This is a genomic window from Paenibacillus sp. A3, from assembly GCF_001399685.1.
Classification (GTDB): domain Bacteria; phylum Bacillota; class Bacilli; order Paenibacillales; family NBRC-103111; genus Paenibacillus_G.
The window spans coordinates 1-892 of sequence record NZ_JTHN01000423.1; the positions used below are offsets into that span (position 1 = coordinate 1).

1 protein-coding gene is annotated in these 892 nt (G+C 53.8%); it reads right to left on the minus strand.

The genetic code is table 11. The annotated features are described in order from the left end of the window. Nucleotides 1–34: 34 nt before the first annotated feature. Nucleotides 35–892: calcium/proton exchanger (gene cax, locus QJ48_RS35130; protein WP_054977840.1), on the minus strand; the 858-nt coding region annotated here is incomplete at its 5' end.

Consider the following 892-nt stretch of genomic DNA (forward strand, 5'->3'; position numbering starts at 1 on the left):
GAAGGTTACTCTTTGTTTTTTTGTCTTATGGCTTCTACACTAAGAAGAACGCAATGCCCAGAATGACATAGACAACCAGCAGCAGTACGCCCTCGAACCATGTTGTCGCTCCGTCCTTGGAGATCGATTTGGCGATAAACGCGGCTACGCCGATGGCTACGAGCTCGTAAGTGGTAAACACAAGATCCATCGTTTTGCCGAAAATGAGCGAGAGCAGCACCAATACAGGCGCGACGAACAGAGCAATCTGCAGGCTGCTGCCGACCGCGATTTCGACGGCGGCGCCCATTTTGTTTTTCCGGGCCATTATAATAGCGGCGCTGTGTTCCGCGGCATTGCCGACGATCGCAATCAGGAAGGCGCCTACGAACAGCTCGGACAGTCCGTATTGATGGCTGAACGGCTCCAGCGTATGCACGAGCCACTCGCTCTGAAAGGCGACCATAGCGGTGGCGACAAGCAGGAATACAATCGACAACCCTTTGGACCATGCGGCTTCCCCGTGCTCCACGACCTCGTCCGAGAGTTCGTTCTTGTGCGTGACCATGGAGAATACGAGCCAGAGCAGGTAAGCGATGATCAGGATCACGGATACGATGACGCTCAGATTGGACGTTTCCTGAGTGGTGAAGCTCCGGGCGAACGCGGCAGGAATGAACAGCGCGATAACGGCCAATAACATGAGCGATCCATTGTGACCGGCCAATTTAACGTTGAAGGTCTGTTCCTTGAATTTCAATCCGCCGAGCAGCACGCTAAGTCCGAGCACCAGCAGCATGTTCCCGATAATGGAGCCGGTGATGCTGGCTTTGACGATATCGAACATCCCGTCTCTAACCAGAAAGATGGCGATGATGAGCTCTGCGGCATTGCCGAACGTCGCGTTCAAAAA